General features: G+C 43.8%; 2 protein-coding genes. Both read left to right on the top strand.

Going from position 1 to position 7259, the window contains the following annotated elements; all coding sequences use genetic code 11:
* Nucleotides 1-455 precede the first annotated feature (455 nt).
* On the top strand, nt 456-5156 hold the full coding sequence (locus JGK20_RS21105) for a PAS domain S-box protein (protein ID WP_293232024.1): 4701 nt from the start codon (nt 456-458) through the stop codon (nt 5154-5156).
* A complete protein-coding gene (locus JGK20_RS21100; protein ID WP_293232022.1) occupies nt 5122-7146 on the top strand; it encodes an adenylate/guanylate cyclase domain-containing protein in 2025 nt (674 codons plus the stop codon). The genes JGK20_RS21105 and JGK20_RS21100 overlap by 35 nt, the downstream gene beginning before the upstream one ends.
* Nucleotides 7147-7259 lie beyond the last annotated feature (113 nt).

The raw sequence follows: 7259 nt of genomic DNA, 5'->3' as shown, positions 1-7259 counted from the left end.
TTATTCCTGTAGTTTTAGGACTGTGGACTAAAATTACTAACGTAGATGTCTAACATTGACTACTTTTGGGTAGCTTTGTCCATGTTTTTACGAGCGGTTAGATGTACGAAAAGACGGATCGCAGCCCTAGAACAGAGTTAAAAAACTCAGGTTTAAAAATCTGGAGTGCCTAATCAATGATTTTTTTGGCAAAACTTAATATTTTCAGGGAATAATTGGATTTGTTTTTACGATAAAATATGGCAACAATTCGGTTAATAGGAGTTGGCAATCTAATATCGGGATCAAAAAAAACTAGGAAAAGGCACGTCAGTCAATGGACTTATCTAAAAAAATCTCTGTATGCTTAGTTTGAAAAGGCTTGATGAATCATTTGATTTTCAGGAAATTAATTTCTCGCTTCATTAAATAATTGACCTGCTAACAATAGACAGGAAAAATGGCTCTAGAAAAAAATGGTAATTGACAAAGAAAGCATTCACATTTTAGTTATTGATGACCAGCCTAACAACCTTCGGTTTATATCAAATATCTTAACGAAAGAAGGGTATAAAGTTCAGCGGGCTATTTCTGGAGGAATGGTTGTAAATGCTAAATTTACCGTTCTACCAGACCTGATTTTGCTAGATATTGCCATGCCCCGAATGAACGGCTACGAAGTATGCGAAAAACTGAAGGCCAACGAAAAGACTCGGGAAATTCCGGTAATTTTTCTGAGCGTTTTTAATGAAACTTTTCATAAGGTAAAAGCTTTTGAAATTGGCGGTGTTGACTACATTTCTAAGCCTTTTCAAGTGGAAGAAGTTTTAGCGCGGATCGAAAGTCAATTGACTATCCAGCAGCTATCGAAACAATTAAAACAGCAGAATGTCCAACTGCAACGAGAGGTAGAATTTCGGAAGCAGACAGAACAAGCACTCCGGGAAAGCAAAGCGCGGTTGCAGAAATTGGCGGTTAATATACCGGGCGTTATTTACCAATTAGTGCAAAATCCACAGGGAAGTTATAAGTTTGAATATATCAGTTATGCTTGTCGGGAAATTTACGAATTAGAGAGCGAAAAGATTTTAAAAGATGCTGGCTTGGTATGGGATCGAAATCATCCAGATGACCGAGAATATGTGATGGAAACGATTGCAGAAAGCGCTCGAACTTTAGAACCTTTTGCCTTTGAATGGCGGATTGTTACGCCGTCGGGAAAACTCAAATGGCTGCAATCTAATTCTCGACCAGAAATGCGCGAGAATGGCGATATAGTTTGGTATGGCGTGCTTTTTGATATCAGCGATCGCAAGCAAGCAGAAATAGAAACTGCCGCAGCTAAATCTGCTTTAGAACGGAAAGTTCAGCGAGAGTTGCTGATTGCCAAAATAACTCAAGAAATTCGATCGAGCTTGCATCCAGAACAAATTTTTCAAACAGCCGCAACTCAAATCGGTCAGACATTCTACGTCAATCGCTGCTTGATTCATACTTACATTACTACTCCCCAAGTCGATATTCCTCTGGCGGCGGAGTATCTCGAACCCGAGTGGGAATCTATTTGGAACGTACCCATTCCTATTTGGGGAAATCCTCACATCGTACAAATGATGATACAAGATCGGCCGATCGCCTCCAACAATGTTTACTCAGACCCTCTTTTGCAAGCTATTAGACCGATTTGCCGCGAGATTGGGTTAAAATCGATGCTGGCAATTCGCACTTCCTACCAAGGCAGGGCAAATGGCGCTATCTGCTTGCACCAGTGCGATCGCTACCGGGAATGGACGAAAGATGAAATCGACTTGTTAGAAGCGGTGGCGGCTCAACTAGGGATAGCGCTGGCTCAAGTTCAACTGATCGATCGAGAGAAAAAGCGAATTGGGCAGCTCGATCGGCAAAATAAACAGTTGCAAGCAGAAATTCGCACCCGCATCCTCGCCGAGCAAGCTCTGCAAGAGTCAGAAGCAGAATTGCGGACTATTTTTGCTGCCATGACTGACATAGTTTTAGTGAGAAATGCAGAAGGGCGCTGCATCAAAATCGCACCGACATCAGCGACGAATTTTGCCAAACCTGCCAGCGAAATGATTAACAGAACCGCCCATCAAGTCTTGCCACAATCTGTAGCAGATTTGGTATTAAATACCATCCAACAAGTTCTCAAAACGAAGCAAAGCATCAATGTTGAATATAGCTATACAGTCGGAGATCGCGAAGTTTGGCTAGATGCTAAAGTTTCTCCGCTGTCAGCAGAATCAGTAATTATGGTAGCGCGAGATATTACCGATCGCAAACAAGCAGAATCTGCACTCCGAGAAAGCCAGCACTTCATTCAGGCGATCGCCGATTCCAATCCCAACCTATTGTACGTTTACGATTTAATTGAGCAGCGGAATGTCTACACCAACCGCCAAATTGCGACGATCCTCGGCTACGGGGCAGAAGAAATACAAGATATGGGTAAAGCCATGCTCCAAACTCTGGTGCACCCCGAGGATTTATCGGCTTTTTTTCAACATATTCAAAAGTTCGATCGATCTCAAGGTGGTGACATCATCGAATTTCAATACCGGATGAGGCACAAAAACGGCGAATGGCGGTGGATGCACAGTTGGGATACAGTATTTCTGAGACAAGCTGATGGTAAACCGAAACAAATTCTCGGCACGTCTAATGATATCACGGATCGCAAATTAGCCGAAGAAAAACTGCTAGCATCGCAGCAAAGAATCTCATTTTTATTGCAGCAAACGCCGATCGCAGTGATCGAGTTAAACCTGAGTTTAGAAATTATCACTTGGAATCCCGCAGCAGAAGCTATTTTTGGCTACAGCGAGCAAGAAGCCAAAGGGAGAGTCGCCACCGATTTGATTGTACCTGAAAGCTACCGCCAACAAGCATCTGAGATTTTCGATCGTGGCTTGAGTGCCAAATCCAGCGCCACTTCCGAAAATCTGACCAAAGACGGCAGAATTATCATCTGCGAGTGGTACAATACTGAGCTAATTGACGAGAATGGCAAAGCAATCGGTACGGCTTCAATGGCTGTAGATATTACCGAACGCAAGCAAGCAGAAACCGAATTGCAAGAAAGTGCTTTGCGCCAAAGAGCGATCGCCCGCATCATTGAAAGAATGCGGCAGACTTTAGATCTCCGAGAAATTTTTCACGCGACAACCCGAGAATTGCGCCAAACCATGAAATGCGATCGAGTCGGGCTTTACCGTTTCAATCCTGACTGGAGCGGCGAATTTGTAGCCGAATCCGTTGACAGCAAGTGGATTTCTTTCATCCAAGCACAGCAAATAGACCCCAACTTCACAGAAGGCGCCTTAGAAAGCGAAAATTGCCTCGTCCAAAAATTCGATAGCACCTCACAAGAAATCTGCGATACTTATTTGCAAGAAACCGCAGGTGGAGCCTACAGCAGAGGTAAAACTTACCTTTGCGTCCAAGATATTTACAAGCAAGGCTTCAGCCCTTGTTACATCGAATTGCTAGAAAGATTTCAAGCCAAATCCTATATTACCGTCCGAATTTTCTGCGGTGACAAGCTCTGGGGATTGCTAGCATCCTATCAAAATTCAGCTCCCCGTCAGTGGAGCGAAGCTGAAATCAACGTTGCAGTTCATGTAGGCACCCAGCTAGGAGTAGCATTGCAGCAAGCCGAATTGCTCGCTCGCACTCAAAGGCAGTCAATGGAACTGATTAAATCCAAAGAAAACGCGGAAGTTGCCAACCGCGCCAAAAGCCAATTTCTCGCTTCCATGAGTCACGAATTGCGGACGCCTCTCAATGCCATTCTCGGTTTTTCCCAAGTCATGGCTCGCAATATTTCTATCACACCAGAACAAAAAGAATACATAGAAATTATCAACCGCAGCGGCGAACATTTGCTAGAACTCATCAATGATGTTTTGTCAATGTCCAAAATAGAAGCAGGTCAAATTACCATTAATGAAAGCCGCTTCAACCTCTACAACATTCTCGACAGCCTCAGAGAAATGCTGCAACTAAAAGCCAACTCCAAAGGCTTGCATCTAATCTTTGAAAATATCGGCGATTTGCCGCAGTACATTCAAACAGACGAATCTAAATTGCGGCAAGTTTTAATTAACTTGCTCGGCAATGCAATTAAATTTACTCAACACGGAATTGTTACTCTGCGCGTTAGCAGCCAAGCAGAAACCAACGTGACTGAAGAAAATCAATCTCAATTGCTGTTTGAAATTTCCGACACCGGCCCCGGCATTTCCCCCTTGGAACTTCCCACATTATTCAAGCCCTTCGTACAAACCGAAACAGGTCGAAGATCCATGCAGGGAACCGGGCTAGGATTGCCGATCAGCCAACAGTTTGTCAGGATTATGGGAGGTGATATTTCTGTGGAAAGTCAACTCGGTCAAGGCACAACTTTCACGTTTAATATCCAGGTTAAGTTAGTAACAGAAAGCGACGAACAAGAAAAAACGACGGCAAAACAAGTTATTGCTTTAGAAGCCGGACAGCAAATTTATCGGATATTAATAGTTGAAGATGTAGCCGAAAATCGCCAACTGCTGCTTAAGTTGCTCGCACCGCTGGGATTTGAAGTCGAGGAAGCAACTAACGGTCAAGAAGGAATTGCTTTACAGTCAACTTGGAAGCCGCACCTGATCTTAATGGATATGCTGATGCCAGTGATGGACGGGTACGCAGCAACCAAACTGATCAAACAAACTCCAGAAGGAAAAGAAACCATAATTATTGCCCTGACTGCTAGTGCTTTTGACGAGCAGCGACACATAATTTTGTCTGCTGGTTGTGATGATTTCATTTGTAAACCGTTTCGGGAAGAGGTACTATTTGAAAAGATAGCTCATCACCTGAACCTGCGGTATATTTATGAGGAAGAAAACTCATCTACTTCTGGTTCGGCACCGCAACTGCTGAAAAGTTTGACCGCGGAGGATTTGAGTGTAATGCCCAGAGACTGGGTAGTCGATTTGTACCAAGCAGCACTTTGCGTTGACGACAATCGCATTCTCCAACTGATCGAGCAAATTCCCGAAACTGAAGCAAATCTCGCTAACGCTTTAAAAGATTTGGTCGAGAATTTTCGGATAGATATCATTATTGATTTAACTCAATTATATTATGATGAACGACCAGCCACTACCAGCGACTCCTAGAGACATTCTGATCGTTGACGATATGCCGGACAATTTGCGACTTTTATCCACTATGCTCGGATCCCACGGGTATCAAGTCAGGAAGGCGATTAACGGACAACTGGCTCTGCAAGCGGCACAAATGTCTCCTCCGGATCTAATTTTACTAGATATTAATATGCCGAAAATGAACGGCTATGAAGTTTGTCAGCAGTTAAAAATAATTGAAAATACTAAAGATATTCCGGTGATTTTTATTAGTGCGCTAGATGACGTGCTGGAAAAAGTTAAAGCTTTTCAAGTAGGAGGAGTAGATTATATTACTAAGCCTTTTCAAGTAGAAGAAGTTTTGGCCCGCGTCGAAAACCAACTTTCGCTGCGATCGCTGCAATCGAAACTGCAACAGCAAGCCAGGGAATTGCACGATCGCAATTCGAGATTGCAGGAAGAAATCGCGGAACGGCAGCGGGCTCAAGAATCAATCCGGTTTTTGCTGGAAATTACGCGGGCGATCGGCGAAGCTGTAAACTTTGACTCAGCTTTAGAAGTAATTCTGCACCAAGTTGGCGAAACAATCGGATGGGATTTAGGAGAAGCTTGGATTCCCAATGCAGAAAGAACTTTCCTGGAATCTGCCAGGGGTTGGTATGCGGGCAACGCCAGCATGGACTGGTTCCGCAGGGAAAGCAAAAAACTGACATTTGCCAGGAATATTGGGCTACCGGGACGAGTTTGGGTATCCAAGCAACCGGAGTGGGTAGAAGATATTACCCAGGGCTACCCGCCTTTTACTCGAAGTCAAATAGCACAAGCAACCGGATTTAAAGCAGCTTTTGGTGTGCCGATTGTGGTAGGCGATGAACTCTTGGCAGTGCTGGTTTTCTTTAAAATTTTGCCAGGTAGGAAAGACGCGCGATTTATAGATGTTTTTGATGCTGTAGGCAGTCAATTAGGTTCTTTGATTCAGCGCAAAAAAGCCGAAGAATTACTGCGAATTGCTGAAGAAAGATATCACAGTATTGTCGAAAATGCGATGGAAGGCATTTTTCAAAGCACGCCTTCAGGAGGGTTTATTAGCGCTAATCCAGCTTTAGCAAAATTGTATGGTTATAACTCGCCAGCAGAACTGATGTTATGTATTAAAAATACTTCTCAAGTGTACATTGAGCCGGAACGCCGCCAGCAATTCGAGGCGGCTATGGATGCACAAAATGCTGTGTTGGGGTTTGAATCTATGGTCTCTCACAAAGACGGCCACCGGATTTGGGTATCAGAAAATGCCCGAGCTGTTAGAGATGAAAAAGGTGAGCTGATGTATTATGAAGGTACTGTTTCTGATATTACAGAGCGTAAATTAGCTCAAGAAGCGCTCAAAGTTCAACAGGAACAAAGCGAGAAGTTGCTGTTAAATATTTTACCGAAACCAATAGCTGAACGTTTGAAAGCGGAGCAAACTACAATTGCTGATAGTTTTGCAGAAGTCAGTGTTTTATTTGCTGATATTGTTGGCTTTACTGAACTGTCGGCGAGAATGTCTCCGACGGAGTTGGTGAAGCGATTGAACGTGATTTTTTCGCACTTCGACCAGTTAGCTGAAAAGTACGGTGTGGAGAAAATTAAGACGATTGGTGATGCTTATATGGTAGTTGGGGGATTGCCGACGCCGAGAGACGATCATGCTGAGGCGATCGCCCAAATGGCCTTGGGAATGCAGGCAAAAATAGCTAAGTTGTCGGCCGAGACAGGAGAAAAACTGGCAATTCGCATCGGTATCAATTCCGGGCCGGTGGTAGCGGGAGTGATTGGTGTGAGCAAGTTTACCTATGATTTGTGGGGAGATACGGTGAATGTGGCGGCGAGGATGGAAGTTACGGGATTTTCCGGAAACATTCAAGTTACTGATGTCACTTATGAGCTTTTGAAAGATAAGTATTTGTTTGAGAGGCGAGGAATGATTCCGGTAAAAGGTAAGGGGGAGATGATGACTTATTGGTTGTTGCAAAAAAAGTAAAAATTGGGAATGGGGCATGGGGCATCGGGCATGGGTCATGGGGCATGGGGCATTGGGCATTGGGCATTGGGCATTGGGCATTGGGCATTGGGTATTGCAACTGACAACAAATA

The organism is Microcoleus sp. PH2017_05_CCC_O_A (assembly GCF_020738785.1).
GTDB lineage: Bacteria > Cyanobacteriota > Cyanobacteriia > Cyanobacteriales > Microcoleaceae > Microcoleus.
This window is presented reverse-complemented; position numbering and strand designations above follow the sequence as displayed.

Coding starts and splice junctions, on each gene's coding strand:
- JGK20_RS21105 (WP_293232024.1), top strand. CDS start 456: ATGGTAATTGACAAAGAAAGCATTCACATTTTAGTTATTGATGACCAG.
- JGK20_RS21100 (WP_293232022.1), top strand. CDS start 5,122: ATGATGAACGACCAGCCACTACCAGCGACTCCTAGAGACATTCTGATC.